Origin of the sequence: Pseudomonas sp. GR 6-02 (assembly GCF_001655615.1) — a bacterium.
GTDB lineage: Bacteria > Pseudomonadota > Gammaproteobacteria > Pseudomonadales > Pseudomonadaceae > Aquipseudomonas.
Genome location: NZ_CP011567.1, coordinates 1,147,457 through 1,174,379, shown reverse-complemented (window position 1 = coordinate 1,174,379; position 26,923 = coordinate 1,147,457). Strand labels below are relative to the sequence as shown.

Genomic DNA, 26,923 nt, shown 5'->3' with positions numbered 1-26,923 from the left:
ACTGCTTGGGCCACGATTGCTGCTAATGATAGTCATTTTTGGAAAATCTCCAGCAAACGTGGCGCTATCTTGTCCAGCGGGCGGATTTCCACGGCAGCGTCGATGGCTGCGGCCGCCTTGGGCATTCCGTACACGGCACTGCTGTTCTGGTCCTGAGCGATGGTCAGGTAGCCCTGTCGGCGCATGAGTTTAAGCCCCTGGGCGCCGTCACGCCCCATACCGGTCAGTAGAACGCCCACGGCATCACCGCTCCAGTAATTGGCCACACTCTCGAAAAACACATCGATCGACGGCCGATAGATCTCGTTGACCGGTTCGGCGGTGTAGGCCAGCGTGCCGTTTTTCAGCAAGCGGATATGGTGATTGGTACCGGCCAGCAGGATCGTGCCGCTTTGCGGCGGTTCGCCTTCCTGGGCCAGGCGCACGTCCAGGCCGCTGGCGCTGGCCAGCCATTCGGCCATGCCGGCGGCGAACACCTGATCCACATGCTGGACCAGCACGATGGCCGCCGAAAAATCCCGGGGCAGGCCCTTGAGCAGCACTTCCAGCGCCGCCGGCCCGCCAGCGGATGAACCGATCGCCACCAGGTGCTGGCGCGAGGCCGAGTTGCGGTGCGGGCTCGGTGCCGATCGCTCCCGATTGCTGTGGTCACCGATCAACCAGCCAATGTTGAGGATCTTGCGCAGCAGCGGCGCAGCGGCTTCCTGAGGGTTACCAGCGCCCAGCGCCGGGGTATCGACCACATCCAGTGCGCCGTAGCCCATGGCTTCGAACACCCGGTGCACGTTCTGCTGACGGTCGACGGTGACGATGACGATCGCGCACGGGGTCTCGGCCATGATCCGCCGGGTCGCTTCCACGCCGTCCATCAACGGCATGATCAAGTCCATCAGGATCAGATCCGGGGTGTATTCGGTGCAACGTTGCACCGCCTCGGCCCCGTTGCTGGCAACCCAGACCACCTCGTGCGCCGGTTCGAACGCCAGGGCGCGGCGCAAGGCCTCTACCGCCATGGGCATATCGTTGACGATGGCGATTTTCATGCTCGCGCCCCTCCAATGAGCTCAACGACTGCATCCAGTAAGGCGTCATCATGAAAACTGGCCTTGGCTAGATAATAGTCGGCGCCGGCGTCCAGTCCACGACGACGGTCTTCTTCGCGGTCCTTGTAGGACACCACCATCACCGGCAGCGATTGCAGGCGATTGTCGCGACGCAATAAAGACACCAGCTCGATGCCGTCCATGCGCGGCATGTCGATGTCGGTGATCAGCAGATCGAAATCCTCCGAACGCAGGGCATTCCAGCCATCCATACCGTCCACCGCCACGGCGACGTCGTAGCCGCGATTGAGCAGCAACTTGCGCTGCAACTCACGAACGGTCAGCGAATCGTCCACCACCAGAATCCGTTTGCGCGCGGCCTCAACGGCCTGATTGGCGTGCCGGGCAATGCGCTCCAGACGCCCGGTATTGAGCAGTTTGTCCACCGAACGCAGCATGTCTTCGACGTCGACGATCAGCACCACTGAGCCGTCGTCGAGCAAAGCCCCGGCGGAAATGTCCTGTACCTTGCCCAGACGCTCGTCCAGCGGCAGCACCACCAGCGTCCGCTCGCCGATAAACCGCTCGACCGCCACCCCGTAGATCGCCTCGCGCTCGCGCATGACCACGACTTTGAGGGTCTGCGCGCTGTTCTGGCTCGCCGGCCGATGCAACAGCTGACTGGCGGCGACCAGCCCGACATGCCGGCCTTCGTACCAAAAGTGCTGCCGGCCTTCGACCTGCACGATGTCTTCCGGCTCCAGGTCGCACATGCGCTCGATGTGCGCCAGCGGGAAGGCATACGCCTCGTCACCGACTTCCACCACCAGACTGCGCACCACCGACAGCGTCTGCGGCACTTCAAGATGGAAACGACTGCCCGCGCCCGCCGTCTGCTCCAGCACCACGGCGCCGCGCAACTGCCGGACCATGTGCTGAACCGCATCCAGCCCGACGCCGCGCCCGGACACTTCGGTGACCGTGTCCCGCAGGCTGAAACCCGGCAGAAACAGGAACGTCAGCAGCTCTTCTTCGCTCAACTGCGCGGCAGTCTCGGCTGGGGATAACTGCCGCTCGACGATCGTGCGGCGGACCTTTTCCAGGTCGACGCCATTGCCATCATCGCTCAGCTCCAGCACCAGCAGACCGGCCTGATGGGAGGCTCGCAAACGGATCACTCCTTCCTCCGGCTTGCCCGCCAAGCGTCGCTGTTCCGGGGTTTCGATGCCATGATCCACCGCATTGCGCAGCAGGTGTGTCAGCGGCGCTTCGAGCTTTTCCAGTACGTCTCGGTCGACTTGGGTCTTGTCGCCCTCGATCTCCAGCCGCACCTGTTTGCCAAGGTCGCGCCCAAGATCGCGGACCATGCGTACTTGACCGCTCAGCACGTCGGCGAACGGCCGCATGCGACAGGCCAGCGCGGTGTCATACAACACTTGTGCGCGCTGACTGGCGTGCCAGGCGAACTCGTCCAGTTCGGCGTTTTTTTCCACCAGCAATTGCTGGGACTCAGCCAGCAATCGGCGGGCATCGCCCAAGGCTTCCTGGGCTTCGAGGCTCAAGGCATGGTCCTTGAGATGAACGTTGAGGCTTTCCAGCGCCCGCAGGCCATTGCTCTGCATGCGTTTAAGGCGCTGCATGGTGGCCAGGTGCGGCTTGAGGCGCTGGGTTTCCACCAGGGATTTACTCGACAGGTCGAGCAGGCTGTTCAAGCGCTCGGCCGTGACACGCAATACGCGCTCGCCAGTGTCGGTGGCGCGCCTGGTCTTGGACGCAGGCTCAGCGGGCTCTGCCTGAGGTGTTTCAATGAGTGTTTCGACGGGTGTTTCGGCGGCACGAACGGGCGGCTCGACCCTGGGTGTCGACGGTTCGAGCTGAGGTTCTGCCATCGGCAGCGCGATGGGAACAGTCGCCATGTGCTCAAGCAGCCGTCCCATCAAAACAACGTAAGCGTCGATATCCGCAGGCGCCGGAGCATTGTTCGGCGTCGCAATCCGCATCAGCAGATCGGTGCCCTGCAACAGCGCATCAATGTGTTCGGGTCGCAGGTACAGGCGCCCTTCCTGGGCGCTGACCAGGTAATCCTCCATCACGTGGGCGACGCTGACCCCGGCATCGACGCCTACAATCCGCGCCGCGCCCTTGAGCGAATGGGCCGCGCGCATGCACGACTCGAGGTAATCGGCCTGGGTCGGATCACGCTCCAGCGCCAGCAGACCGGCGCTCAGCACCAGGGTCTGGGCCTCGGCTTCCAGGCTGAACAGCTCCAGCAAGGAGGCGTCACGCATTTGGTCGGGGGTCATGTGAGGCTCCGGGTCACGGCAGACAGCAGCTGCTCTTCATCCAGCCAACGCAGGCTGCGACCTTTGAATGGCAAGACACCGCGGGTGTATTTGGCGCTGGCCTGGGTGCCGGACTGGGACGCGGCATCGAGAATGCGCTCGTCGATGGCGTGAATCCCGTCCACTTCGTCCACCGGCACCACCACCGGCCCGCCGTGGGCGGCGATGATCAGCATCCGCGGCGTTACCCGTGCGCCGGGCGCCACGCTACTGGTGTCGTCGAGCCCCAACAGCTCCACCAAAGACAGGCACGCCACCAAGGCACCGCGCACATTCGCCACGCCAAGCAATGCCCGGGAACGCTGGTGCGGCAAGGAATGGATCGCTTGCAGTGGCGCCACTTCGACCAGGCTGCGAGTGGCCAGGCCCAGCCACTCTTCGCCGAGGCGAAACATCAGCAGCGAGCGGGTTTTCACCTCACTCTCGGCCACCGTGGAGATTTGCCCACGGTCGCCCTGCGACAAGGCGTAGCGGTCGAGCAAGCGCGTGGCGGCAGCCGAATACACCGCGCAATTGCGGCAATGAATGTGCTCGCTCAGCAGCGGGCAGGACTGATCGCCGTGGATACCGATGCGGTTCCAGCAGTCGTCGATGGCCTGGGCATCTTCATGGGTGACGCTCAAGGTGTCGGAGGCGTTCATCGTTTACGCTCACTGTCAGCGGCGCGCTCGCTGCGGGCGGCGCGGGCCTGCAATCGTCTGGCACCCGCCGTGTCACCCTGGGATTGCAACAAGGCAGCCAGGTGCATCAACGCGTCGGGGTGTTGCGGTTCGAGGTACAACGCCTTGCGATAAAAACCCTGGGCCTCCAGGGCACTGCCGGCGACATCGCTGAGCAGCCCCAGCCAATAGAACACTTGGGCCACCGGTTCGTGACTGCGCAAATAACTTTCGCACGCGGTGCGGGCCTCGGCACTTTTGCCTTCATTGGCCAGCGCGGCGATATTCGCCAACAGCGTGGCGGCGTCCGAAGGGGTGGCCGAAGGGGTGGCGGCAGCCTGAGGTATCGGCACGACCGTCGCAAAAGGCCGACTGCGCACAGGCGGCGGAGTCACGCTGCGCAACGGTTGCTGCACTGGCAGCGACATCGGCGTGAAAGTCGCAGGCGGCTCGAGCGCGCTCTGGCGACTGAAGGCAAACGACTGGGGGATACCGATCGAGCGCATGCCGAAACGGCCGAGCAGACTGCCCTCGGCCGGGCCGATAAATAGCACGCCATCGACGTGAGTCAGGCGCTTGAGCACTTCGAACACTTGCTGCTGGGTCGGCTGGTCGAAATAAATCAGCAGGTTGCGACAGAACACGAAGTCATAGGGCGGCTCGTTGACCAGCAAGGTCGGATCCAGCAGGTTACCGACCTGTAGACGCACCTGTTCGAGCACGCGCCCGCTGAGGCGATAGCTATCGTGTTCAGCGGTGAAGTGGCGCTCGCGAAACTCGAGGTCCTGGCCACGAAACGAATTCTTGCCGTACAGCGCGAGCCTGGCCTTTTCCACCGACAGCGGGCTGACGTCCATGCCGTCGACCTTGAACTGGTGCGGCGCCAGCCCCGCATCAAGCAATGCCATGGCGATCGAGTACGGTTCTTCGCCGGTAGAACACGGCAAGCTGAGAATCCGCAGGGCGCGCATGTTGTTGATCGCCGCCAGCCGCTTGGCCGCCAGCTTCGCCAGCGTGGCGAAGGATTCCGGGTAACGGAAAAACCAGGTTTCGGGGACGATCACCGCTTCGATCAGCGCCTGCTGTTCGTCGCGCGAGCCCAGCAAAGTGTGCCAGTACTCATCGGCCGTCCGCGCCCGAACCGCCGTAATGCGCTGGCGCACCGCGCGCTCGATGATCGCCGGGCCGACCGAGCCGACATCCAGGCCGATACGCTCCTTGAGGAAATCGAAAAACCGTTGATCGCTGCTCATCCCTGCTCCTCAAACTGCGCCAGGTCCAGCGGCGGCGAGGGAAACAATAAGGCGCGAACCTGTGCATCCAGTAAATCGGCAACCCGCACCCATTGCAGCAGCCCCTGGGCATCTTCGCGCACCGGGCCGAGATACGGCGCCTGGCGATTGTCCAGGCCATAAGGCTGAAAGTCCGCCGGGTTGCAGCGCAACGTGTCGGTGACCTGCTCCAGAATCAGCCCGAGCAATTGCGCAGGCGTTGCCTCATCCGGCCGATAGTGCACCAACACCAGCCGCGTGCTGGTGCGGGCCTGGGCCGGTTGGCCAAACGTCAGCGCGCTGAGGTCGATCACCGGCACCACCGCGCCGCGATAGGCGAACACCCCCGCCACCCAGTCTGGCGCCCGGGGAATGGGTTTCAACGGCAGTTGCGGCAGCACTTCGGCCACCTCGATGGCCTGTAAGGCGTAGCGCTCGCTGCCGATGCGGAACACCAGAAACAACGACTGCTTCGCCGGCATCGCCACGCCGCGCCTGGCCGTAAGTTCGCTCATCAGACTTTGAATCGCGAGACACCGCCACGCAGCCCCACGGCCACCTGGCTCAGTTCGTCGATGGCGAAACTGGCCTGGCGCAGGGACTCAACCGTCTGGCTGCTGGCATCGCCCAATTGCACCAGCGCGTGGTTGATCTGCTCGGCGCCGGTGGCCTGGGCCTGCATGCCTTCGTTGACCATCAACACCCGTGGCGCCAGCGCCTGGACCTGATGAATGATCTGCGACAGCTGCTCGCCCACCTGCTGCACCTCGGACATGCCGCGGCGCACTTCCTCAGAGAACTTGTCCATGCCCATGACCCCGGCCGACACCGCCGACTGGATCTCGCGCACCATCTGCTCGATGTCGTAGGTGGCCACGGCGGTCTGGTCTGCCAGACGTCGCACTTCGGTGGCGACCACGGCAAACCCGCGACCATACTCGCCGGCCTTCTCGGCTTCGATCGCGGCGTTCAGGGACAACAGGTTGGTCTGGTCGGCGACTTTGACGATGGTCACCACCACCTGGTTAATGTTGCCGGCCTTCTCGTTGAGGATCGCCAGCTTGGCGTTCACCAGATCTGCCGCGCCCATCACCGAGTGCATGGTGTCTTCCATGCGCGCCAGGCCTTGCTGACCAGAACCGGCCAGCACCGAAGCCTGGTCGGCAGCGGTGGAGACTTCGGTCATGGTGCGCACCAGGTCGCGCGAGGTGGCGGCAATTTCACGGGATGTCGCACCGATTTCGGTGGTGGTGGCCGCGGTTTCGGTGGCGGTGGCCTGTTGCTGCTTGGAGGTCGCGGCGATTTCGGTGACCGACGTGGTGACCTGCACCGAGGAACGCTGGGCCTGGGACACCAACGAGGTGAGCTCGGTCATCATGTCGTTGAACCCGGTTTCCACCGCGCCGAACTCGTCCTTGCGATCCAGATTCAGGCGACTGCTGAGATCGCCGGTGCGCATGACTTCGAGGATATCCACAATGCGATTCATCGGCGCCATGATCGCGCGCATCAGCAACAGGCCGCAGAGGCCGGCGGCGATGATTGCCACCAGTAAAGAGACGCCCATGCTGATTTTGGCGGCCGTCACCGCGTCACTGATGGCCAGCGTGGATTGTTCAGCCAGGGCGTGATTATTTTCAAGAAGGCTGTTCAATTGCATGCGCCCATTGACCCAGGCCGGCGTCAGTTTTTGCTCCAGGGCAAGCACCGCCTGGTCGTACTCTTTGCGCTGATAGAGATCGATAACGTTGTTCATCTCTTTGTTGTAGAGCTGATGACGCACTTCGAACTCCTCGAACAGAGCCCGATCGTCCTCCGTGAAAATGGTTTTACGGTAGTTGGCTATTTGCTCGTTCAAGCGCTCTTCGAAACTTTTGTACATGGTCTGGTCGGCGACGGTCATTTCGCGATGCCCGGAAAGGCCGACAAGCTGTTGGGTGAGGTTAAAACTGTCGACCCACGCACCGCGGATCATCGAACTGTAATACACCCCCGGGACCGCATCGGTGCGAACCGATTCTGCGCCGGCGTCGATCTTCATCAGCCGAGAGAAAGACACCACAACCATCAGCAGCATGATTGCGATAATTACCGCAAAGCTCGCCAAAATGCGTTGGCGCAACGTCCAGTTCTTCACAGTCAGTCCTCGGTGCGGATCAAATTGCGGGGGAGTATAGCTGAGGGCGATGTTTCATTTATAAGACGCTGAGCATCGTTTCTCATCCCACCAATAAAAAGCAGGGATTCGACAGAAACATCACGTCCCGCATTGGAAATTTGTCGACCGTGACATCGGGCACTAGTCTGGATAAACCCATGACACAGCCCGGCCTCAGTCAGCCTCCCACAAAGCGCACTACGCTAATAACAAGCCACTCGTGGCGAACTACCCCGTTCAACGCTGTCCCGACCCTAATTAAAGAAGAGGGAAACCCCATGTTCGAACACAAGACCGCACTGCTCAGTGCAATCGCCACGGCGCTTCTGGCCAGCGCCAGCCTGCAGGCCGCCGAACCGCTGAAAGCCGTCGGTGCCGGCGAAGGTCAGCTGGATATCGTTGCCTGGCCCGGCTATATCGAACGGGGCGAAAGCGACAAGGCTTACGACTGGGTCAGCGCTTTCGAGAAGGAAACCGGCTGCAAGGTCAACGTCAAGACGGCCGGTACGTCCGATGAGATGGTCAGCCTGATGGCCAAGGGCGGTTACGACCTGGTGACGGCGTCCGGCGATGCCTCCCTGCGCTTGATCGCCGGCAAGCGTGTCCAGCCGATCAACACCGCATTGATCCCCAACTGGAAGAATCTCGATCCGCGCCTGAAGGATGGGCCGTGGTACGTGGTCGACAAGCAAACCTATGGCACCCCGTACCAATGGGGGCCGAATGTGCTCATGTACAACACCAACGTGTTCAAACAGCCGCCGACCAGTTGGAGCGTGATACTCGAAGAGCAGAAGCTGCCCGACGGCAAATCCAACAAGGGCCGCGTGCAGGCGTATGACGGCCCGATCTACATCGCGGACGCGGCGCTGTACCTGAAAACCGCCAAGCCGGAACTGGGCATCAAGGACCCTTACCTGCTCGACGAAAAACAGTACAAGGCCGTTCTCGACCTGCTGCGCGCCCAGCAAAAGTTGATCCACCGCTACTGGCACGACACCACCGTGCAGATGAGTGACTTCAAGAACGAAGGCGTGGTGGCTTCCAGTTCCTGGCCGTATCAGGTCAACGGCCTGATGAACGAGAAACAGCCAGTCGCCTCGACCATCCCCAAAGAAGGCGCCACCGGGTGGGCCGACACCACCATGATGCACGCCGAAGCCAAGCACCCGAACTGTGCTTACAAATGGATGGACTGGTCGCTGACGCCGAAGGTCCAGGGCGATGTGTCCGCCTGGTTCGGTTCGCTGCCGGCCGTTCCGGCGGCGTGCAAGGCAAGCGAACTGTTGGGGGCCGAGGGGTGCAAAACCAACGGTTTCGACCAGTTCGACAAGATCGCCTTCTGGAAAACCCCGCAGGCTGAGGGTGGCAAGTACGTGCCTTATAGCCGCTGGACCCAGGACTACATCGCGATTATGGGAGGCAGGTAATACACCCCCTTGTGGCGAGGGAGCTTTGTGGCGAGGGGGCTTGCCCCCGTTGGGTGGCGAAGCCGCCCTGGAACCAGTCACCGCGGTCTAACAGATAAACCGCGCTCTCCTTTTCAGGGCTGCTACGCAGCCCAATGGGGCGGTGCGGCGGTCCGACAAGCCCCCTCGCCACAGTGAGCATTCCAGCTAAAAAAGCACACCGATTCAGCTTTTTCAGAAGTCCAGGCAGGGGCCGCTGTGATGGCCCCCCGCTTTTTGGGAGCACCGTATCCATGACGCTTGCAGTCCAGTTCACCAACGTTTCCCGTCAGTTCGGTGAGGTGAAGGCCGTTGACCGGGTTTCCATCGACATCCAGGACGGCGAGTTCTTTTCCCTGCTGGGCCCTTCTGGCTCAGGTAAAACCACCTGCCTGCGTCTGATCGCCGGTTTCGAACAGCCGAGCACCGGCTCCATCCGCATCCATGGCTTGGAGGCCGCCGGGCTGCCGCCGTATCAGCGCGACGTGAACACCGTGTTCCAGGATTACGCGCTGTTCCCGCACATGAACGTACTCGACAACGTCGCCTACGGTTTGAAAGTCAAAGGCGTCGGCAAGAGCGAACGCCACAAACGCGCCGAAGAAGCCCTCGACATGGTCGCCCTCAACGGCTACGGCGAGCGCAAACCGGTGCAGCTGTCGGGCGGCCAACGCCAGCGTGTGGCCCTGGCTCGCGCGCTGGTCAATCGCCCTCGCGTGTTGTTGCTCGACGAACCCTTGGGCGCCCTCGACCTGAAGCTGCGCGAGCAAATGCAAGGCGAACTGAAGAAGCTGCAACGTCAGCTCGGCATCACCTTTATCTTCGTCACCCACGACCAGACCGAAGCGTTGTCGATGTCCGACCGCGTGGCGGTGTTCAACAAGGGGCGTATCGAACAGGTCGACACGCCGCGCCACCTCTACATGAAACCGACAACCACCTTCGTCGCCGAATTCGTCGGCACGTCCAATGTGATACGCGGTGATCTGGCCCGGCAGTTGAGCGGCAATCCTCAGCCGTTTTCGATCCGCCCGGAACACGTGCGTTTCGCCGAAGGGCCGCTGGCCAGCCATGAAATAGAAGTCAGCGGCGTGCTTCATGACATCCAGTATCAGGGCAGCGCCACCCGCTATGAACTGAAACTGGAAAACGGCCAGATCCTGAACATCAGCCAGGCCAACGTCCAGTGGCTGGACGTCAGTGCGCAACATCAGCCCGGGCAACGCATCAGCGCTCGCTGGGCGCGCGAGGCGATGATTGCGCTGCACGACAATGTTGTAGGCGGGGTATGAGATGGACAGTGTGATCTCTCGAACCCCGGCCAACGGCTCGCCGCTGCGCCGGTTTTCCAACCTGCTGTACCGGCGGCCGAACCTGTATCTGTCGCTGCTGCTGGTGCCGCCGTTGCTGTGGTTTGGCGCCATCTACCTCGGCTCGCTGCTGACTCTGCTGTGGCAAGGCTTCTACACCTTCGATGACTTCACCATGACGGTCACCCCCGACCTGACCCTGGCGAACTTCGCAGCGCTGTTCCAGCCATCGAACTTCGACATCATCCTGCGCACCCTGAGCATGGCCATCGTCGTGTCGATCGCCAGTGCAATCGTGGCCTTCCCAATCGCCTACTACATGGCGCGCTACACCAGCGGCAACACCAAGGCGTTTTTCTACATCGCGGTGATGATGCCGATGTGGGCCAGTTACATCGTCAAGGCCTATGCCTGGACCTTGCTGCTGGCCAAGGGCGGCGTGGCCCAGTGGTTCGTTCAGTACCTGAACCTGGAGCCGGTGTTGCAGTTCGTACTCGGGATGCCGGGAGTGGGTGGCAGCACCCTATCGACCTCGCACCTGGGGCGGTTCATGGTGTTTGTCTATATTTGGCTGCCGTTCATGATCCTGCCGATCCAGGCGTCACTGGAACGCTTGCCGCCGTCCTTGCTGCAAGCTTCGGCGGATCTGGGCGCCAAGCCGCGTCAGACCTTCATGCAAGTGATTCTGCCGCTGTCGATTCCGGGGATCGCGGCCGGTTCGATTTTCACGTTTTCACTGACACTGGGCGACTTCATCGTGCCGCAACTGGTGGGCCCACCGGGCTACTTCGTCGGCAGCATGGTCTACGCCCAGCAAGGGGCGATCGGCAACATGCCGATGGCGGCGGCCTTCACGCTGGTGCCGATCGTGCTGATCGCCATTTACCTGTCCATCGTCAAACGCCTGGGGGCCTTCGATGCGCTCTGACGCTTCCTCTCAAGACCGGGCATCCCTGGGCCTGCGCATCGCCGCCTGGGGCGGGTTGCTGTTCTTGCACTTCCCGATCCTGATCATCTTCCTCTATGCCTTCAACACCGAAGACGCAGCGTTCAGCTTTCCGCCCAAGGGCTTCACCCTGAAGTGGATCGCCGTGGCGTTCTCGCGGCCCGACGTACTGGAGGCGATCAAGCTGTCACTGCAGATCGCCGCCATCGCCACGCTGATTGCGCTGATCCTCGGCACCCTCGCCTCGGCGGCGTTGTACCGGCGGGACTTCTTCGGCAAGCAAGGTATTTCGCTGATGCTGATCCTGCCGATTGCATTGCCGGGGATCATCACCGGGATCGCGCTGCTGGCGACTTTCAAGACCCTGGGGATCGAGCCGGGGGTATTCACCATCGTGATCGGTCACGCGACCTTCTGCGTGGTGATCGTCTACAACAACGTCATCGCCCGATTGCGCCGCACGTCCTACAGTTTGATCGAAGCGTCGATGGACCTCGGCGCCGACGGCTGGCAGACCTTCCGCTACATCGTCCTGCCGAACCTCGGCTCGGCGTTGCTGGCTGGCGGCATGCTGGCGTTTGCCCTGTCGTTCGACGAAATCATCGTCACCACCTTCACCGCCGGCCACGAACGCACCTTGCCGTTGTGGCTGCTCAACCAGCTCAGCCGCCCTCGAGACGTGCCGGTGACCAACGTCGTGGCGATGCTGGTCATGATGGTGACCATGTTGCCGATTCTCGGCGCGTATTACCTGACCCGTGGTGGGGAGAGTGTTGCGGGTAGTGGCGGAAAATAACTGACAACTCATTTCCCAATGTGGGAAGCGGATTCTGTAGGAGCGAGGCTTGCCCGAAGGCGTCCTCAAGAACGTCAAAAGCTTCGCGGGCAAGCCTCGCTCCTACAGAGATTCGGTTTCCACAGAGGGAAAACAACAGCTTCGGAGGACAAAGCCATGCAAACCAAACTCTTGATCAATGGCCAACTGGTCGCCGGCGACGGCCCCGCCCAAGCCGTGTTCAACCCGGCCCTCGGTCGCGTACTGGTGGAAATCAACGAAGCCAGCGAAGCCCAGGTCGACGCCGCCGTGCGCGCCGCCGATAGCGCCTTCGAAGGCTGGTCGCAAACCACGCCGAAAGAACGCTCGCTGTTGCTGCTCAAACTCGCCGACATCATCGAAGCCCATGGCGAAGAGCTGGCCAAACTGGAGTCGGACAACTGCGGCAAACCCTACAGCGCCGCGCTGAACGACGAGATCCCGGCGATTGCCGACGTGTTCCGATTCTTCGCCGGGGCCAGCCGTTGCATGAGCGGTGCGCTGGGGGGTGAATACTTGCACGGCCACACCTCGATGATCCGCCGCGACCCGGTCGGCGTGATTGCCTCCATCGCGCCATGGAACTACCCGCTGATGATGCTCGCCTGGAAAGTCGCCCCAGCCCTGGCCGCCGGTAATACCGTGGTGCTCAAGCCGTCGGAACAAACCCCGCTGACCGCCCTGCGCCTGGCAGAACTGGCGTCGGAGATTTTCCCGGCGGGTGTGCTTAACCTGGTGTTCGGTCGTGGTCCTTCCGTTGGCACCCCACTGGTCACCCACCCGAAAGTGCGCATGGTGTCGCTGACCGGCTCCATCACTACCGGCTCGAACATCATTTCCAGCACCGCCGGCAGCGTCAAACGCATGCACATGGAACTGGGCGGCAAGGCGCCGGTGATCATCTTCGACGATGCCGACATCGACGCCGCCGTGGAAGGCATTCGCACCTTCGGTTTCTACAACGCCGGGCAGGACTGCACTGCCGCTTGCCGCATCTACGCTCAGGCAGGCATCTATGACACCTTCGTCGAGAAGCTCGGCGCCGCGGTCAGCAGCCTCAAGTACGGCTTGCAGGATGATCCGTCGACGGAGCTGGGCCCATTGATCAGCGCGCAACATCGTGACCGCGTAACCGGGTTTGTCGAGCGGGCCATGGCGCAACCGCACATTCGGTTGATCACCGGCGGCAAGCCAGTGGAAGGCAATGGCTTCTTCTTTGAACCGACGGTGCTGGCCGACGCACAACAGGACGACGAGATCGTGCGCCGCGAAGTGTTCGGGCCGGTGGTATCGGTAACCAAATTCACCGATGAAGCGCAGGCGCTGGCCTGGGCCAACGACTCGGAGTACGGCCTGGCATCGTCAGTCTGGACCTCGGACGTCGGCCGCGCCCATCGCCTGTCTGCGCGCCTGCAGTACGGCTGCACCTGGGTGAACACCCACTTCATGCTGGTCAGCGAAATGCCGCACGGTGGTCAGAAACTGTCCGGTTATGGCAAGGACATGTCCATGTATGGGTTGGAGGACTACACGGTTGTGCGGCATGTGATGTTCAAGCATTAAAAGCGAAAAGATCGCGGCCTGCGGCAGTTCTCCTGTAAGCGCTGCCGCAGGCCGCGATCTTTTGCTCAACGGACAAAGCCTTTGCACCTCAAAACCGCGAAACACTCCTCATCGCATCCACCAGATAGCGCATCGCAATCCGGTCACTCTCCGACAGCTCGCGATAGCGCTCCACCAACTTCAACTCCTCCGAACTGAGACGACGCCTTCGCCGCCCGGTGGCCAGGCAGGGAAAGAGTCCTAACATTTCAGTGATGCCTTGTACTTTCGACATGGACGATGTCCTTCTATACGTCAAAGAAAACTGCAAAACCGCATCGCCCTATCACTTTCAGCGGCCGTCTTGTGTGCACTGAACCCACCGGCCTGAAGGGCCGAAACCGGTCATGCCCATAGAATAGAAATTAAATCGGCGCTGAAAAGCGGTTTTTAGAGTAATTAGTCAAAAAAAGCAGATATGCCCTATAAATCAGAAAACGCTGTGAGAAACGTTACCTGACATGTCTTGTTTCATTGCCGCGCTGTCGCGGTGCTATCAATCATTTTTGCTCTGTAATCGAACGGTTTAAGCTATTTGGCATCTCTTTACAGTCCGTTGTGTTTGGCCAAGGCATGTCCGAACCGCTATTTCTGATCCAGCACGTGCCAGGAACGGCGCGGGATTGTTCACGACAGGTTGTACTTATGCATCGCAGGAATTTGCTCAAAGCGTCCATGGCCATCGCGGCTTACACCGGTCTCTCGGCCACCGGCCTGCTGGCCGCAAACGCCTGGGCCGGCAGTGGCACTGCCGATGGCGACGCCCAGGCGTTCGACTTCGAAGCGCTGAAAAACCAGGCCAAACAGCTCGCCGGCAAGCCGTATCAGGACACCAAACAGGTGCTGCCGCCGACGCTGGCAACCATGACGCCGCAGAACTTCAACGCGATCCGCTACGACGGCAATCACTCGCTGTGGAAGGATCTGAAAGGTCAGCTGGACGTGCAGTTCTTCCACGTCGGCATGGGATTCAAGCAGCCAGTGCGCATGTACAGCGTCGATCCCAAGACTCGACTGGCGCGCGAGGTGCATTTCCGCCCGTCGCTGTTCAATTATGAAAAAACCACCGTCGATACCCAGCAGCTCAAGGGCGACCTGGGATTTTCCGGGTTCAAGCTGTTCAAGGCCCCGGAGCTGGATCAGCACGACGTCTTGTCGTTCCTCGGCGCCAGCTATTTCCGTGCGGTAGACGCCACCGGCCAGTACGGTTTGTCGGCCCGCGGCCTGGCAATCGACACCTACGCCAAGAAGCGTGAAGAGTTCCCGGACTTCACCAAGTTCTGGTTCGAGACACCGGACAAGGACAGCACCCGATTCGTGGTGTACGCCCTGCTCGATTCGCCAAGCGCCACCGGGGCCTACCGTTTTGACATCGATTGCCAGGCCGAGCGCGTGGTGATGGAAGTCGACGCCCACGTCAATGCCCGCACCGCCATCGAGCAACTGGGCATCGCACCGATGACCAGCATGTTCAGCTGCGGCACCCACGAACGCCGTATGTGCGACACCATTCACCCGCAAATCCACGACTCCGATCGCCTGGCCATGTGGCGTGGCAACGGCGAGTGGATCTGCCGTCCGCTGAACAACCCGGCCACCCTGCAATTCAACGCCTTCGCCGACACCGACCCGAAAGGCTTTGGCCTGGTGCAGACCGACCATGAATTCGACAGTTATCAGGACACCGTCGACTGGTACAGCAAGCGCCCGAGCCTGTGGGTAGAACCTACAACCGCGTGGGGCGAAGGCTCTATCGATTTGCTGGAAATTCCTACGACCGGCGAAACCCTGGACAACATCGTCGCGTTCTGGACGCCGAAGAAACCGGTGGCCGCCGGTGATTCCCTGAACTACGGCTACAAGCTCTACTGGAGCGCCTTGCCACCGACGGGTACGCCGCTGGCGCGGGTCAACGCGACCCGTTCGGGCATGGGCGGCTTTGTCGAAGGCTGGGCACCGGGTGAGCATTATCCTGAAGTCTGGGCACGCCGCTTTGCCGTGGACTTCACCGGCGGCGGGTTGGACCGCTTGCCCGAAGGCGCGGGGATCGAACCGGTGGTGACCTGCTCGAACGGTCAGGTGAAGGATTTCAACGTGCTGGTGCTCGATGACATCAAGGGCTACCGAATCACCTTTGACTGGTACCCGACCAATGACAGCGTGGCGCCGGTGGAGCTGCGGTTGTTCATTCGCACCAATGACCGCACGTTGAGTGAAACCTGGCTGTACCAGTATTTCCCGCCGGCGCCTGATAAGCGCAAGTACACCTGAGGTATTAGACGGGGTCCGGGCCGAACAACCGCCCAATATCCCGAACCAGAAATCAAAAAGCCCCGGTCAACCCGACCGGGGCTTTTCGTTTTTACAGCGGCCTTCAGTCACGCAAATCCGATTCATGAATCGGCTGGTCACGATGGGTGGCCCGTTGGTACTGCGCCGGCCAGATCGCCTTGTGCCCACCCAGATCGTCATCGGCATGCAGCGGCCAATACGGATCACGCAACAACTCCCGGGCGAGGAAGATGATGTCGGCCTGACAGGTACGCAGAATATGCTCGGCCTGGGCTGGCTCGGTGATCATGCCTACCGTGCCGGTGGCAATGCCCGACTCTTTACGTACCCGCTCAGCAAATCGGGTCTGATAACCGGGCCCTGTAGGAATTTCGGCATTTACCGCCGTACCGCCCGACGAAACGTCGATCAGGTCCACACCCAGATCTTTCAAGCGTCGCGCCAGCTCCACGGTTTCGTCGGGGTTCCAACCGTCTTCCACCCAGTCGGTGGCCGATACTCGCACAAACACCGGTAACTCTTCAGGCCACACGGCCCGCACCGCTTCGGTGACTTGCAGCACCAGCCGAATACGATTCTCGAATGAACCACCGTACTGATCGCGCCGTTGATTGCTCAAGGGCGAAAGAAATTGATGCAGCAGATACCCATGGGCGGCGTGCACTTCGACCACTTTGAAACCGGCGATCAACGCCCGTTTGGCCGAATCGACGAAAGCCTGGACGACCTCGGCGATCTCACTTTCATTAAGCTGCTTGGGTGGGGTGTGCTGGGGGTCGAAAGCGATCGGCGAAGGGCCGACCGGGATCCAGCCGCCATCTTCCGGCTTGACGCTGCCATGCTTGCCCAGCCACGGCCGATGCGTGCTGGCCTTGCGCCCGGCATGGGCCAGCTGGATGCCGGCAACGGCGCCCTGAGCGGCAATGAAACGCGTAATACGTTGCAAGGGTTCGATCTGTTGATCATTCCAGAGACCTAGGTCCTGGGCGGTGATACGCCCATCGGCGGTGACCGCCGTGGCTTCGGTGAATACCAGACCTGCGCCGCCGATCGCGCGGCTGCCGAGATGGACCAGATGCCAGTCATTGGCCAGCCCATCGACGCTGGAGTACTGGCACATCGGTGACACCGCGATGCGGTTAAGCAGGGTCAATTGACGAAGGGTATAGGGTTCAAGCAGCAGACTCATGGGGCACCTCTCAAATCAGTGGGCAGGCTCCAGGGTTCTGTTTGAATAGTCGACGAGTGACAGGAAAAAGGTGCAGCACCCGCCCCCGCGGGCAAAAAATTCGACAAGACGTCACAAGGATAATCAAGCAGTGCTTAGAGCCTAGTCGACATCGCGGGATCAGGGAGGGTTCAAGAAATGAAACACCGCCAATTTGAGGTCAAACCAAAACCACAACAGCAGTTAGACATTATCGCGGTTCGATGTGGGCAATCATCAACTGCACAGTCTCGTTCCCACGAAACTCGTTGAGGTCGAGCTTGTAGGCCAATTCGACCCACTTGATGGTTGGATTCGGCCAGATATCCCGATCGATCCCGAAGGCGATGCCATCCAGCTTCACCGAGCCGCATTCACTCTTGAGCACCACTTTGAGGTGCCGCTCGCCAACGACTCGTTGCTCGACCAACTGGAACACCCCGTGAAACAACGGCTCCGGAAAGTGTTGCCCCCAAGGCCCGGCGTGGCGCAGGGCGCGGGCCAGTTCCAGGTGAAACTCCTCGACCGCCAGGGTGCCGTCCGACAGCAGTCGCCCGGTCAGGTCTTCTTCGCGCATTTGCCTGCGCACTTCGGCGTCGAAGGCTTGCGCGAACAACGGAAAATTCGCTTCCGGCAAGGTCAGGCCGGCCGCCATGGCGTGGCCGCCGTATTTGCTGATCAGGTTCGGATGTTGCGCCGCGACCACGCTCAAGGCATCGCGAATGTGAAAGCCCTGAACCGAACGCCCCGACCCCTTGAGCAGGCCGTCGCCAGCATCGGCAAAGGCAATGGTCGGACGGAAATAACGCTCTTTCATACGCGAGGCGAGGATACCGATCACCCCCTGGTGCCACTCGGGATCGAACAGGCACAGGCCGAACGGCATCGATTCCACCGGCAGATCCTTGAGTTGGGCCAGCGCCTCGCGCTGCATGCCCTGCTCGATGGATTTACGGTCCTGGTTCATGCCATCCAGCTGAGCCGCCATTTCACGGGCGGCGCCAGCGTCTTCGGTGAGCAGGCACTCGATGCCCAGGCTCATGTCATCCAGCCGCCCTGCCGCGTTCAGACGCGGGCCGAGGATAAAGCCCAGGTCAGTGGAGGTGATGCGCGAATGATCACGCTTGGCCACTTCAAGGATCGCCTTGATCCCCGGCCGCGCGCGCCCGGCGCGAATTCGCTCCAGGCCCTGATGCACCAGAATCCGGTTGTTGGCATCCAGCGGCACCACGTCGGCGACGCTGCCCAGCGCCACCAGGTCGAGCAATTCGCCAATGTTCGGCTGCGGCTTGCTCTCGTACCAGCCCAGGCTGCGCAGGCGCGCGCGCAGGGCCATCAGTACATAGAAAATCACCCCGACACCGGCCAGGGCTTTGCTCGGGAATTCGCAACCCGGCTGGTTCGGATTGACGATGGCATCGGCCAACGGCAGCTCGTCGCCGGGCAAGTGGTGATCGGTGACCAGCACCTTGAGCCCGGCCTTTTTCGCCGCTGCCACGCCTTCGACGCTGGAAATGCCATTGTCCACGGTGATCAGCAACTGCGGCTCGCGGGTCAGCGCCACTTCGACGATTTCCGGGGTCAGGCCATAGCCGTACTCGAAGCGGTTTGGCACCAGATAGTCGACATGCGCCGCGCCCAACAGACGTAACCCCAACATGCCCACGGTACTGGCCGTCGCGCCATCGGCATCGAAGTCGCCAACGATCAGAATCCGCTGACGCTGCTCCAGCGCCGTTACCAGCAAATCCACCGCCGCCTCGATGCCCTTGAGCTGCTGGAACGGAATCAGCCGCGCCAGGCTCTTGTCCAGTTCAGCCTCGGACTGCACGCCCCGCGCCGCGTAAAGGCGGGTCAGCAGCGGTGGAATATCACCGAGGAATGGCAGGGTGTCGGGCAACAGGCGAGGTTCGATGCGCATGGGGTGACAGGTGCTTCTCTTGAATACGTAGGATAAAACCGGGTGACGCGGCCAAGCGGCGAATAATCAGCCGCGTTCGCCGGCCAGCCATTGCAACTGGACTTCGTGCTGACCACGGTCGTCGGTGACGAAAATCGTTCCTTCGCTGATCATCACGTCCCACTTGATAACGCGCGGCATGTCCTTGGCCAGGGTTTCCAGCACTTCCTGGGGCACGGCGGCGATGTTGACGTTTTTCAGGGTCTTGATCGCCGGGATCACTTTGCCTTCCCAGACACGCAGGCTGCCGTAGGCCAGCAGGCTGGTGCGTTCGGTGCGGCGCGAGCACCAGGTCAGGCGGTCGGCGTCTGGCTGGCCGACTTCGATCCAGTGCAGGACACGGTCGTCCAGGCTCTTTTCCCACAGCGCCGGCTCATCCACGTCTGACAGACCGCGGCCAAAAGACAGCTGCTCGTTGTACCAGAAGGCGTAGGCCAGCAGCCGCACGGTCATGCGCTCTTCGGTTTCCGAAGGGTGACGGGCGATGGTCTGCTTCACGTTCTCGTAGACGCTGCGGTCGAGGTCGGTGAGGTTCAGTTCAAACTTGTAGGTCGTGGACGGCTGGGCCATGAACGGGCTTCTTGATACGGGGAAAGGCGGCAAGTCTAACCGATGCAAGAGGGCAATCAACGAATTGAAGGCGAATCAACTTTGGGCGATGGATGTCGGCCTATGATAAAACGCTGTATTCGCTCAGCCTTTGTCCTACAGGATTTCGCATGCCGTTCTCCAATAAACCGCTCTCGGGTCTGAAAGTCATCGAATTGGGTACGTTGATTGCCGGGCCGTTTGCCTCGCGTATTTGCGGCGAATTCGGCGCCGAAGTGATCAAGATCGAGTCACCGGACGGCGGTGATCCGTTGCGCAAATGGCGCAAGTTGTATGAAGGCACCTCGCTGTGGTGGTTCGTTCAGGCGCGCAACAAGAAATCCCTGACCCTGAACCTGAAACACCCCGATGGCCTGGCGATCCTGAAACAGCTGCTCAGTGAAGCGGACATCCTGATCGAGAATTTTCGCCCCGGCGTGCTGGAAAAGCTCGGCCTGGGCTGGGAAGTCTTGCACGCACTGAACCCGAAACTGGTGATGGTGCGGCTCTCGGGCTTTGGCCAGACCGGCCCCATGAAAGATCAGCCGGGCTTCGGTGCGGTCGGTGAGTCCATGGGCGGCCTGCGCTACATCACCGGGTTCGAGGACCGGCCGCCAGTGCGCACCGGGATTTCCATCGGCGACTCGATTGCCGCGCTCTGGGGCGTGATCGGCGCACTGATGGCCTTGCGTCATCGCGAGGTCAACGGCGGTTTGGGGCAAGTGGTGGACGTGGCGCTGTATGAAGCGATCTTCGCCATGATGGAAAGCATGGTCCCGGAGTTCGATGTGTTCGGCTTCATCCGCGAACGCACCGGCAACATCATGCCAGGCATCACACCCTCCTCCATCCACACCAGCGCCGATGGCAAACACGTGCAGATCGGCGCCAACGGCGATGCGATCTTCAAGCGATTCATGCTGATCATCGGCCGCGAGGATCTGGCCAACGACCCAGTGCTGGCCAGCAACGACGGGCGTGACAGCCGTCGCGACGAGATTTACGGGGTGATCGATCGCTGGGTCAACTCACTGCCACTGGACGCGGTGATCGAGCAATTGAACCAGGCCGACGTTCCCGCCAGCCGGATCTTCAGCGCCGAAGACATGTTCAGCGATCCGCAATACCTGGCCCGGGAAATGTTCCTGCAAGCCAAGCTGCCCGACGGCAAGGACTTCAAGATGCCCGGCATCGTACCGAAGCTTTCCGAGACACCCGGCACCTCGGAATGGGTCGGGCCGCAGTTGGGTGAACACAATGCGCAAGTCCTCCACGATCTGGGCTACGACCCGGCACAGATCGCACGACTGCGTGAAGACGGGGCCATCTAAGCTGAATCGCCTGCTTTCATCTGTCCTCGATTACGCCGGCATCGGGCGCCTGCTGGCGGCGCTCGGGCTGTTGTCGGGCCTGATATCCCCGGCCCTGGCGCAACCTAAGGAGCATTTGTTCTGGCTGTTGCGCGACCTGCCGCCACTGACGATCTTCGAAGGCCCGAAAAAAGGCCAGGGCGTCATTGACCAATTGATGCCCCTGCTGATCGCCGGTATGCCGCAGTACGAACACACCCTGATACGGGTCAATCGCGCCCGCGGCATACAGATGCTTCACGAATCATCCTTTACCTGCGACCCCTCGCTGGTCTGGAGCAGGGAGCGCGAACAGTGGATCACGTATTCCATTCCGGCCTTCCGGGTGGTCAGCAATGGGCTGGTGATCCGACGTGAAGATCGGTCGGTGCTGGAGCCGTTTCTTTCCAACGGTGAAGTCGATCTGGCGGCCCTGTTGGCCAGCGGTCGACAGAAAGTCGGTGTGATCGCCGAGCGCCGTTACGGTGAGTTCCTCGACACACTGCTGCAACAGGCGCCAGCCGGCGCGCTGACGCCACACTATGGCAATGACGCCCTCGGCAGCCTGCTGCAGATGCAACGCTTGGGGCGTTTGCAGGTGGTATTGGGTTACTGGCCGGAAATCCGCTATCAGGCCCATCAGGAAAACCTGGCCGATGAGCAACTGGAGTTCTACCCGGTCAAAGGCACGGGCAACTACATGCCCGTGTACATCGGTTGCTCGAATACGCCCCAGGGTCGACAGGCGATCAGTGAAATCAACCGACTATTGCGCGCCCTGCCCCGCGAGCACCTGGACCCGTTGTATGCCGACTGGCTCGACCCGCAAAGACGCAAGGATTACCTGGAAGAAACCAAGGCCTTTTTCGAGCATCAGGCCACGCAATGACAAATCGCAGGCAAAAAGAAACCCCGAGAAGTGGGGAGACAACTCGGGGTTAAACGTGGCCTGTATTACAGACCCGTAGCAGCAAGCTACAAGCACCGGAGCACAATGCTTGATCCTGCCGTTACATGGTCTGACTGACCTTGGCGCAGGAAGGTTCCCACAAAAAACACTTCAATTTCGGCTGGCCAGGCGCTTGTCCTGAGCAGCATTGCGCAACGCCGCGATAACACAGGGCTCCAGGCGTCCTTCAGCGATCAGCACGTCACGGTGCAAGCCGTCGACGACATCCGTCAGCAGACGTTTATCGGTTAACTGGGCCTGATTGAACAGCCGTTCGACCACGATAGCGCCGGTCGCACTCTTGAGCGTCACCAGGCATTCGCCATGGGCACCCGATGGGGTCAACGTGACTTGGTACGGGCTCAGAGCCTCGCCGAGCAATAGACTGATACTTTCCATCTCGATCACCACTCAATAGTCCGCAAACAAAGTGCCTGGGGCGTATCCACAGTAAATGACCCCAGGCCCGAGAAGAAAGTTCTGGATTCCAACGGCAGGCGCACCGGCGCCTCTGGTGGATAAAGCATGCCCGGAAAAGATGACAGTAAAAAAACAGCCGCGTTTAAACCCTTTCACCCGAGACACATGCCTTGTAGCAGCTGCTACAGGCATTGCGCTTTACGCCTGCCTTGTCTCCGCTTGGCCAGATCGGTCCATCCGCCCAGCAGTCCTCGCAATTGACCGTCGGCACTGTAAAACGGCACCGTCCACTGATAGATGTCCCTGACGCCGTCCTTGAACATCAACTGACGTTCGCTGAAGCGGGTCTTGCGCGTACCGAGCTGGGCCATGAACTCGGCGTGCAGTTGCTCGGCGGTTTCTTTGGGCAAGACATCGAGCTCGATCAGTCGACGCCCCTGAATCTGGTCGAAACGGGTCGACAACCCCTCTTCATAACTCTTGTTGCACATGATCAAGCGCCCCTCCAGATCACGCACGAACATCGGATCGGGCATGGCGTCTATCAAGGCATGCTGGAAGGCGAGCTGGTCATTGAGATCTTTTTCCGCGTCCCGACGTTGCTGGATCAACACCGTGAGTCGCCGGTTCCACAGCAGGGATAGCAGCGCAAAAACACTGGCGAAAAAAACGCTCCAACAGCCCCATTCGGTTATTTGCTGCCAGGTCGAAGGCGTCTGTACGGGAACAATGCCATCGAGCCACTTCAAGCGAATCGCGCGTAATTCGGCAGGCGGAAACGCTTCGAGCGCCTTGTTGAGGATGCTCAACAATTGCGGCTGCCCTTTGCGTAGCGCCAGATGATCAGCTTCCCATTTACCCTCCACCGTATCGCCCACCTTGAGCTGCCCTGACGGATAGAGCTGCGCCCCGGTTTCATTCTCGATGGTGGCGTAGGCTTCGCCGCTTTCGACCAGCGCCCTGGCCTCGGCGTAGGTTTTGACCGAACGCAGCTCGATGGACGGATAGTCGCGACGAATGGTCGCCTCCAGCGCATGCCGGGCTGGCAGCACCAGTACTCTTTTCGACAGCTGCTGCATGGATTGCACCGCTGGCGCGCCCGCTCGCCCGACGAACACCCAGCCCGCACCACCGAACGCATGACTGAAATCCAGGAACTCCTTGCGCTCCTCACTCATTGCCAGTGTGGTGCTAATGTCTGCCGCGCCGCTTTCCAGCCGCTCCAGCAATTGATCGGTGGAAAACGTCTCTTCATGGAGGAACTTCAGCCCTGTCATGGCGCTGATGCGGTTGAGCACATCGTTGTTCAACCCGCTCCAGTATCCATGCTCATCCTTGAACAGATACAACGGGTACTGCGCCGACGCGACCGTGACCGTCGGATGTTCCGCAATCCATTGCAGCTCCTGAGCGTCTAGCCCGATAGCGGCCTCGGCGACCGCCCCCCGGGGCTCATAAGCCGCCAATTGCGCCGCCAGCCCCCATTGAGCAACGCTCATGGCGCCGACCAGAAATATCCAGCACGCAGCTGGTTTAAACCCTCTAAAAAACAGCATTGCCACTTCCTTGGTGATCGTCTCGCCCGCCCTTCATGGGCGGCTCTTCATTTACGAAACCCGACAAGTGTGGCATGCAGAAATGAGAAAGCCCGTCAGGAGACGGGCTTCAAAATGTGACAGCTTTTACCGGTTACAGTGGCTTGCCGCGGTTGCCATGCTGACTGACAAAGGCCTGCACGGCTTTCAGGTCATTCGGCAACACGGTGCAACGCTCGTCTCGCTCAAACAAATCAGAAAGATGTGCAGGTAGTTCGAGTGCTTTTCCTACACCGGCTTTTTCCACCGCGTCCGGGAATTTGACCGGATGAGCCGTGCCCAGGATCACCATCGGGATATCCAGGCTGCGACGGCATTCGCGCGCGGCCTTCACGCCGATGGCGGTGTGCGGGTCCAGCAGCTCGCCGGTTTGCTCGAAGACTTCGGCAATGGTTTCGCAGGTTTGGGCGTCATCCACCGCCAGCGAATCGAACAGCTTGCGCGCCTCGGTCCAGCGTTCCTGCTCGACGCTGAAACCGCCGCCCTGCTTGAAGGTGTCCATCAAACCGGCAATCGCCGCGCCGTTGCGACCGTGCAGGTCGAACAGCAGGCGTTCGAAGTTCGACGAGACCATGATGTCCATGGACGGCGACAGCGTGGCGTGCAGGGTTTCCTTGACGTACTGATTGCCGCTCATGAAGCGGTGCAGGATGTCGTTGCGGTTGGTGGCGACGATCAACTGGTTGATCGGCAGGCCCATGTTGCGCGCCAGGTAACCGGCGAAGATATCGCCGAAGTTGCCGGTCGGCACCGAGAACGATACCGAACGCGCCGGGCCACCCAGTTGCAGGGCTGCGTGGAAGTAGTAAACGATCTGGGCCATGATCCGCGCCCAGTTGATCGAGTTCACCGCTACCAGGCGAGTGCCCTTGAGGAAGCTCTGGTCGGCGAAGCTCGCCTTGACCATTTCCTGGCAGTCATCGAAGTTGCCTTCGATGGCGATGTTATGGATGTTCTCGCCGAAGATGGTGGTCATCTGGCGACGCTGCACTTCGGACACGCGGTTGTGTGGGTGCAGGATGAAGATGTCGACGTTTTCGCAATGCTTGCAGCCTTCGATGGCCGCCGAACCGGTGTCACCGGAGGTAGCGCCGACGATCACCACGCGCTCACCGCGCTTTTCCAGCACATAGTCGAGCAGGCGACCGAGCAGTTGCAGGGCGAAGTCCTTGAACGCCAGGGTCGGGCCGTGGAACAGCTCCAGCACCCATTCGTTGCTGTTCAGCTGACGCAACGGCGCAACGGCGTTGTGGGAAAACACGCCGTACGTTTCTTCAAGAATCTTTTTGAAATCGGCATCGGGGATGCTGCCGGTGACGAACGGGCGCATCACCCGGAAGGCCAGTTCGTGATACGGCAGGCCGGCCCAGGAAGCGATTTCTTCCTGAGTGAAACGTGGCAGGTTTTCCGGGACGTACAGACCGCCGTCGGTGGCTAGACCGGCCAGCAGGACGTCTTCGAAATTCAGGGCCGGTGCCTGGCCGCGGGTACTGATGTAACGCATGACTGACTCCAATGGACAGTGTTCGCAATGCCGGGCCCGCGTGCGGGCCCGGTGAACGATAACGGCTTAGTTCAGGTGCTCGACGCGGATCCGTACAACCGGACCGACCACGCCCGCCAAGGCTTCCAGGGCAGCGATCGCATCGTTGATGTGCTGTTCCAGCACACGATGGGTCAGCAGGATCATCGGCACCAGGCCGTCGTGTTCCTCGACTTCCTTCTGCATGATCGATTCGATGTTGATGCCGCGCTCCGACAGGATGCTCGCCACCTGGGCCAACACGCCCGGATGGTCCTTGGCCTGAATGCGCAGGTAGTAAGCGCTTTCGCAGGCTTCGATCGGCAGGATCGGGTGGGCCGACAGCGAATCCGGCTGGAAGGCCAGGTGCGGTACACGGTTTTCCGGGTCGGAGGTCATGGCGCGAACCACGTCCACCAGGTCGGCGATTACCGACGAAGCAGTCGGTTCCATGCCGGCACCAGCACCGTAGAACAGGGTCGAACCGGCAGCATCACCGTTGACCATCACCGCGTTCATCACGCCGTTGACGTTGGCGATCAGGCGATCAGCCGGGATCAGCGTCGGGTGCACGCGCAACTCGATACCGGCCGCGGTGCTGCGCGCCACGCCCAGGTGCTTGATGCGATAGCCCAGCGCTTCGGCGTAGTTCACGTCAGCGGTGGTCAGCTTGGTGATGCCTTCGGTGTAGGCCTTGTCGAATTGCAGCGGAATGCCGAACGCGATGGACGCCAGGATCGTCAGCTTGTGGGCGGCGTCGATGCCTTCGACGTCGAACGTCGGGTCGGCTTCGGCGTAACCCAGGGCCTGCGCTTCGGCCAGCACGTCTTCGAAGGTCCGGCCCTTCTCACGCATTTCGGTGAGGATAAAGTTGCCGGTGCCGTTGATGATGCCGGCCACCCAGTTGATACGGTTGGCGGACAGGCCTTCACGGATCGCCTTGATCACCGGAATGCCGCCGGCCACGGCCGCTTCGAACGCAACGATCACGCCCTTCTCGCGAGCCTTGGCGAAAATTTCATTACCGTGAACGGCAATCAGTGCCTTGTTCGCGGTGACCACATGCTTGCCATTCTCGATGGCCTTGAGTACCAGCTCGCGGGCAACGGTATAGCCGCCCATCAGCTCTATGACGATGTCGATCTCAGGGTTCGTGGCCACTTCGAAGACATCGTTGGTAATCGCAATACCGGTCGTCTGGAACTGAGGCTTTGGCGTGCGCATGGCAATTTGTGCCACTTCGATTCCACGCCCGGCACGACGAGCAATTTCCTCGGCGTTGCGCTGAAGTACGTTGAAGGTACCGCCACCGACGGTCCCTAACCCACAGATGCCTACTTTGACCGGTTTCACTGTGAACTCCCCATAAAACGGCCGACTCGAGGCCGGCCGTGAAAACAGCCGCAGGTTCGCGGCTCTCTATTGATGGCCCGGCAAATGCTGCCGCC

The 26,923-nt window shown here is 61.0% G+C and carries 21 protein-coding genes and 2 pseudogenes; 8 read left to right on the top strand and 15 right to left on the bottom strand.

The annotated features are described in order from the left end of the window. Positions 1-32: 32 nt before the first annotated feature. The 7 genes and pseudogenes from PGR6_RS05060 to PGR6_RS30680 all read right to left on the bottom strand — a co-directional run. Positions 33-1,043, bottom strand: coding sequence for a chemotaxis response regulator protein-glutamate methylesterase (locus tag PGR6_RS05060; RefSeq protein WP_064616247.1), 1,011 nt, complete (start codon positions 1,041-1,043; stop codon positions 33-35). After that, complete coding sequence (locus PGR6_RS05055; RefSeq protein ID WP_064616246.1) at positions 1,040-3,346, bottom strand: hybrid sensor histidine kinase/response regulator; 2,307 nt, start codon at positions 3,344-3,346, stop codon at positions 1,040-1,042. Before PGR6_RS05055 ends, PGR6_RS05060 begins: the two co-directional genes overlap by 4 nt. Continuing rightward, positions 3,343-4,026: a chemotaxis protein CheW gene (locus tag PGR6_RS05050; RefSeq protein ID WP_018926684.1), complete on the bottom strand. Its 684-nt coding sequence runs from the start codon at positions 4,024-4,026 to the stop codon at positions 3,343-3,345. The genes PGR6_RS05055 and PGR6_RS05050 overlap by 4 nt, the downstream gene beginning before the upstream one ends. Then, positions 4,023-5,297, bottom strand: coding sequence for a CheR family methyltransferase (locus PGR6_RS05045; RefSeq protein ID WP_064616244.1), 1,275 nt, complete (start codon positions 5,295-5,297; stop codon positions 4,023-4,025). The genes PGR6_RS05050 and PGR6_RS05045 overlap by 4 nt, the downstream gene beginning before the upstream one ends. Beyond that, positions 5,294-5,830 (bottom strand): chemotaxis protein CheW, encoded by a 537-nt coding sequence (locus PGR6_RS05040; protein ID WP_064616241.1) that lies wholly within the window; start codon positions 5,828-5,830, stop codon positions 5,294-5,296. Before PGR6_RS05040 ends, PGR6_RS05045 begins: the two co-directional genes overlap by 4 nt. After that, positions 5,830-7,005 (bottom strand): annotated as a pseudogene (locus PGR6_RS05035) (methyl-accepting chemotaxis protein); the annotation flags it as partial. The gene PGR6_RS05040 and the pseudogene PGR6_RS05035, both read right to left, overlap by 1 nt. Beyond that, positions 6,979-7,392 (bottom strand): annotated as a pseudogene (locus tag PGR6_RS30680) (MCP four helix bundle domain-containing protein); the annotation flags it as partial. The pseudogenes PGR6_RS30680 and PGR6_RS05035, both read right to left, overlap by 27 nt. Before the next feature lie 359 nt (positions 7,393-7,751). Between PGR6_RS30680 and ydcS the strand changes: the two are divergent. The 5 genes from ydcS (at position 7,752) to PGR6_RS05010 (ending at position 13,554) form a co-directional block, all read left to right on the top strand. Next, positions 7,752-8,903: a putative ABC transporter substrate-binding protein YdcS gene (gene ydcS / locus PGR6_RS05030; protein ID WP_018926690.1), complete on the top strand. Its 1,152-nt coding sequence runs from the start codon at positions 7,752-7,754 to the stop codon at positions 8,901-8,903. Positions 8,904-9,175: 272 nt separating this feature from the next. Continuing rightward, on the top strand, positions 9,176-10,213 hold the full coding sequence (locus PGR6_RS05025; RefSeq protein WP_064616239.1) for an ABC transporter ATP-binding protein: 1,038 nt from the start codon (positions 9,176-9,178) through the stop codon (positions 10,211-10,213). Position 10,214: 1 nt separating this feature from the next. After that, the gene (locus PGR6_RS05020) at positions 10,215-11,159 is read left to right on the top strand and encodes an ABC transporter permease (protein ID WP_019581622.1); all 945 of its coding nucleotides are present in this window, start codon (positions 10,215-10,217) and stop codon (positions 11,157-11,159) included. Further along, positions 11,149-11,973 (top strand): ABC transporter permease, encoded by an 825-nt coding sequence (locus PGR6_RS05015; RefSeq protein WP_019581623.1) that lies wholly within the window; start codon positions 11,149-11,151, stop codon positions 11,971-11,973. Before PGR6_RS05020 ends, PGR6_RS05015 begins: the two co-directional genes overlap by 11 nt. A gap of 156 nt (positions 11,974-12,129) precedes the next feature. After that, positions 12,130-13,554, top strand: coding sequence for a gamma-aminobutyraldehyde dehydrogenase (locus PGR6_RS05010; RefSeq protein WP_064616238.1), 1,425 nt, complete (start codon positions 12,130-12,132; stop codon positions 13,552-13,554). Between the two features lie 88 nt (positions 13,555-13,642). Here PGR6_RS05010 and PGR6_RS05005 read toward each other — a convergent pair whose 3' ends face one another. Continuing rightward, positions 13,643-13,828 carry a hypothetical protein gene (locus tag PGR6_RS05005; protein ID WP_007940616.1) on the bottom strand — a complete coding sequence of 62 codons (186 nt, stop codon included), beginning with the start codon at positions 13,826-13,828 and terminating at the stop codon, positions 13,643-13,645. Positions 13,829-14,238: 410 nt separating this feature from the next. Here PGR6_RS05005 and PGR6_RS05000 point away from each other — a divergent pair, with 410 nt between their 5' ends. Then, positions 14,239-15,864, top strand: coding sequence for a glucan biosynthesis protein D (locus PGR6_RS05000; protein ID WP_018926695.1), 1,626 nt, complete (start codon positions 14,239-14,241; stop codon positions 15,862-15,864). Between the two features lie 103 nt (positions 15,865-15,967). Here the strand turns inward: PGR6_RS05000 and PGR6_RS04995 are convergent, their stop codons facing one another. The 3 genes from PGR6_RS04995 to PGR6_RS04985 all read right to left on the bottom strand — a co-directional run bounded on the left by PGR6_RS04995 (position 15,968) and on the right by PGR6_RS04985 (position 19,622). Then, positions 15,968-17,074: an NADH:flavin oxidoreductase/NADH oxidase gene (locus PGR6_RS04995; protein ID WP_018926696.1), complete on the bottom strand. Its 1,107-nt coding sequence runs from the start codon at positions 17,072-17,074 to the stop codon at positions 15,968-15,970. Between the two features lie 229 nt (positions 17,075-17,303). After that, entirely contained in the window at positions 17,304-19,013 is a 1,710-nt protein-coding gene (gene recJ, locus PGR6_RS04990) for a single-stranded-DNA-specific exonuclease RecJ (protein WP_064616237.1), read from the bottom strand. 66 nt (positions 19,014-19,079) lie between these two features. After that, positions 19,080-19,622 (bottom strand): YaeQ family protein, encoded by a 543-nt coding sequence (locus PGR6_RS04985; RefSeq protein WP_007940622.1) that lies wholly within the window; start codon positions 19,620-19,622, stop codon positions 19,080-19,082. Between the two features lie 149 nt (positions 19,623-19,771). Here PGR6_RS04985 and PGR6_RS04980 point away from each other — a divergent pair, with 149 nt between their 5' ends. Together PGR6_RS04980 and PGR6_RS04975 are read left to right on the top strand one after the other, a co-directional pair. Then, positions 19,772-20,971 (top strand): CaiB/BaiF CoA transferase family protein, encoded by a 1,200-nt coding sequence (locus PGR6_RS04980; protein ID WP_018926698.1) that lies wholly within the window; start codon positions 19,772-19,774, stop codon positions 20,969-20,971. Then, a complete protein-coding gene (locus tag PGR6_RS04975) occupies positions 20,952-21,878 on the top strand; it encodes a TIGR02285 family protein (RefSeq protein ID WP_064616236.1) in 927 nt (308 codons plus the stop codon). Before PGR6_RS04980 ends, PGR6_RS04975 begins: the two co-directional genes overlap by 20 nt. Before the next feature lie 171 nt (positions 21,879-22,049). On the opposite strand, the gene PGR6_RS04970 is transcribed toward PGR6_RS04975, so the two are convergent. The 4 genes from PGR6_RS04970 to PGR6_RS04955 all read right to left on the bottom strand — a co-directional run bounded on the left by PGR6_RS04970 (position 22,050) and on the right by PGR6_RS04955 (position 26,828). Continuing rightward, positions 22,050-22,337 carry a DUF3509 domain-containing protein gene (locus PGR6_RS04970; protein WP_019581629.1) on the bottom strand — a complete coding sequence of 96 codons (288 nt, stop codon included), beginning with the start codon at positions 22,335-22,337 and terminating at the stop codon, positions 22,050-22,052. Positions 22,338-22,540: 203 nt separating this feature from the next. Further along, entirely contained in the window at positions 22,541-23,914 is a 1,374-nt protein-coding gene (locus PGR6_RS04965; RefSeq protein ID WP_064616235.1) for a transporter substrate-binding domain-containing protein, read from the bottom strand. Between the two features lie 133 nt (positions 23,915-24,047). After that, entirely contained in the window at positions 24,048-25,457 is a 1,410-nt protein-coding gene (thrC, locus tag PGR6_RS04960; protein WP_019651847.1) for a threonine synthase, read from the bottom strand. 66 nt (positions 25,458-25,523) lie between these two features. Then, the gene (locus PGR6_RS04955; protein ID WP_018926703.1) at positions 25,524-26,828 is read right to left on the bottom strand and encodes a homoserine dehydrogenase; all 1,305 of its coding nucleotides are present in this window, start codon (positions 26,826-26,828) and stop codon (positions 25,524-25,526) included. Positions 26,829-26,923: the final 95 nt, after the last annotated feature.